The 3,134-nt window shown below is 70.7% G+C and carries 1 protein-coding gene; it reads right to left on the minus strand.

Annotation, left to right across the window (positions count from 1 at the left end):
* A partial coding sequence (locus AB0D93_RS41395) for an SDR family NAD(P)-dependent oxidoreductase (RefSeq protein ID WP_362131899.1) occupies positions 1 to 3,107 on the minus strand: 3,107 nt, incomplete at its 3' end.
* Positions 3,108 to 3,134: the final 27 nt, after the last annotated feature.

A 3,134-nucleotide genomic window follows, 5' to 3' on the forward strand; every position in this document is an offset into this window, starting at 1 on the left:
CGCCGCAGCGACTGCACCGCCAGGTGCAGAGCCACCAACGACGACGAGCACGCCGTGTCCACCGTCAACGCCGGACCCTCCAGCCCGAACGAGTAGGCGAGCCGGCCGGAGATGACACTGGAGGTGTTCCCCGTCAGCAGGAAGCCTTCGAAGCCCTCGGGTGCCGTGCTGAGTCGGGAACCGTAGTCGTTGTACATGACGCCCGCGTACACACCGGTGCGGGAACCCCGCACGGTCGCCGGGTCGATGCCGGCGTGCTCGAACGTCTCCCAGGCGGTCTCCAGCAGCAGCCGCTGCTGCGGATCCATCGCGGCGGCCTCACGCGGGCTCAGCCCGAAGAACTCCGCGTCGAACTCCGCGGCCCCGTAAAGGAAGCCACCCGACTTCGTGTACGACGTGCCGACGGAGTCGGGGTCCGGGTCGTAGAGGGACTCCACGTCCCAGCCACGGTCGCCCGGGAACTCACCGATGCCGTCCACACCACCGGCCACCAGCTCCCACAACCCCTCGGCGTCCGACACACCACCCGGGTAGCGGCACGCCATGCCCACCACCGCGATCGGATCGTCGTCCACCGCGACGTTCGGCCGTACCGCCATGTCCGTACCGGTGCCGGTCGGAGTTTCCGCCCCGCCGGCCTCGATGACGACGGACAGCAGATAGGTGGCGACCGCTCGGGGCGAGGGGTGGTCGAAGACGAGCGTGGCCGGGACGCGCAGGCCGGTCGTGGCGTTGATCCGGTTGCGCAGTTCAACGCCGGTCAGGGAGTCGAAGCCCAGGTCCTTGAAGGCCCGTTCGACATCGACGTTCGCGGCGTCGGAGTGGCCCAGCACGGACGCGACCACGCTTCGTACCGTCTCGGCGATCGCTCGCTCGCGTTCCGCCGCGGGCAGCGCGATCATGCGGTCGCTCCAACTGTCCTGGCCGGTGGCCTGCGCGGTAGCGACCACGGTGCGCCGGACGGGCGTCCGGACGAGACCCCGGAAGACGGACGGGATCGCGTCCGACGGGTTGCCGGCGTGCGCGCCGCGCGCGTCTGCCGCCTGCGCCTTGAGCACGCTCAGGTCGAGACGTGCGGGTATCAGGTCGGGCCGAGGCGTCTCCAGGGCGGCGTCGAGCAGCTCGATGCCGCGTTCCGCGTCGAGTGGCGCCACTCCCGCCCGCGACCAGCGTGTCCGGTCGGCGTCGGTCAGACCGCCGGCCATACCACTGTTCTGGTCCCACAGGCCCCAGGCCAGGGCATGTGCGGGGAGACCTTCAGCGCGGCGGTGCGCGGCCAGAGCGTCCAGGAACGTGTTCGCGGCAGCGTAATTGCTCTGCCCCGCATTACCGATCACACCGGCGATCGAGGAGAACACCACGAACGCCGCCAACGGCAGATCACGCGTCAGCTCATGCAGGTTCCACGCCGCATCCACCTTCGGCCGCAACACCGGAGCCAGACGCTCCACCGACTGCGCCTGCACCAGACCGTCATCCAGGACGCCCGCAGCATGCACCACCGCCGTCAACCCACGATCAGCGGAAACACCCGCGATCACACCGGCCAGCGCACCGGCATCCGCCGCATCACACGCCGCGTGCTCAACCGTCGCACCCAACGACTCCAGCTCGGCACTGAGTTCGCCGGCACCGGGAGCGTCCGCGCCCCGGCGCGAGAGCAGCAGCAGATGCCGCACACCATGACGCTGGACGAGATGCCGGGCCACCAACGCACCCAGCGTGCCCGAAGCACCAGTGACCAGCACCGTGCCATCCGGATCCAGCCCAGCCGACTCCTGCCCAGCGGCCACCGGCACCAGACGCGGCACCAGAACCTGACCGTCACGCACCGCGACCTGCGGCTCCTCACCCACCAGTACGGCAGCGGAAACCTCACCCGCCTCATCCAGATCCACCAGCGCGAACCGGCCCGGATGCTCCGACTGAGCCGTACGGATCAGGCCCCATGCCGTCGAGGCACCCAAATCGGCCGGACCATCCTCCTGACCGACACCGACGGCACCACGGGTGACGACGACCAGCCGCGCATCCGCGAACCGCTCATCACCCACCCAGCACTGAGCCAGACCCAGCACCTCACCCGCAACACGATGCGCAGCAACCGGAGCAGCCTCACCATCCCGCGAGGACACCGACACGACCACCCGGTCCGGCACCACACCCGCATCAGCCAACTCCAACAACTCACCCACACCCGCCACTTCAGCGATGCGGGCGTCGGTCGCCCCGTCCGGGTCGGCTGTCGCCGGCACCCAGTCGAGCCCGTACAGCGCACCCCTCCTGACGTCCCCGGTCCTCTGGTCACCCGTGTCGAGACGGGCGGGACGGAGTGCCAGAGCGCCCACGGTGGCGACCAGCCGGCCGTTCGTGTCGGTCAGCGTGAGCGCCGCGCTGGTGGGTCCGCTGGGCGTCCACCGCGCCCGGAGCTCCCGCGCTCCGGTGGCGTACAGCGTGACGTCGCTCCACGCGAACGGCAGCAACAACTCGCCACCCCCGCCCACACCGGTTCCCTCGGCGAGCCGGTGCACGAGTGGGTGCAGCGCCGCGTCCAGGAGGGCGGGGTGGATGCCGAAGTGTTCGGCGTCGGCGAGCTGTGCGTCGGGCAGGACGATCGAGGCGTATGTCTCCTCACCTCGCCGCCAGAGCGCTGTTACGGCCTGGAAGGCGGGCCCGTACTCGTAGCCCGCTCGCGTCAACTCTGAGTAGAAGCTGGCGAGTTCGACGGCCTCCGCGCCCTCCGGCGGCCACACCGGTCCGTCGCCTCCGGCGCCCACGAGGTCGCCCGCGGTGAGCCATCCGGACGCGTGCCGGACCCACTCCTCCCGCTCGTGGTCGTGTCCTTCGAGGGAGCCGGTGCCCGCGTCCTCGGGGCGCGAGTGGATCTGGATCCAGCGCTGGGAGGCGTCGTCGATGGCGCCCACGGTGACCTGGACGCGCAGGCCGCCGGCGGGCGGGAGCACCATCGGCGCCTCCAAGGTCAGCTCGCTCACGCCGGTGGCGCCCAGGTGGTCGGCGGCCTGCAGGGCCATTTCCATCAGTGCGGCGCCGGGGACGATGACCTGGCCCTGGATCTCGTGGTCGGCGAGCCAGCCATGCGTACCCACCGACAGACGCCCGCTGAGCAGAGCCCC

It is taken from the genome of Streptomyces sp. NPDC048191, assembly GCF_040652655.1.
Taxonomy (GTDB): Bacteria; Actinomycetota; Actinomycetes; order Streptomycetales; family Streptomycetaceae; genus Streptomyces.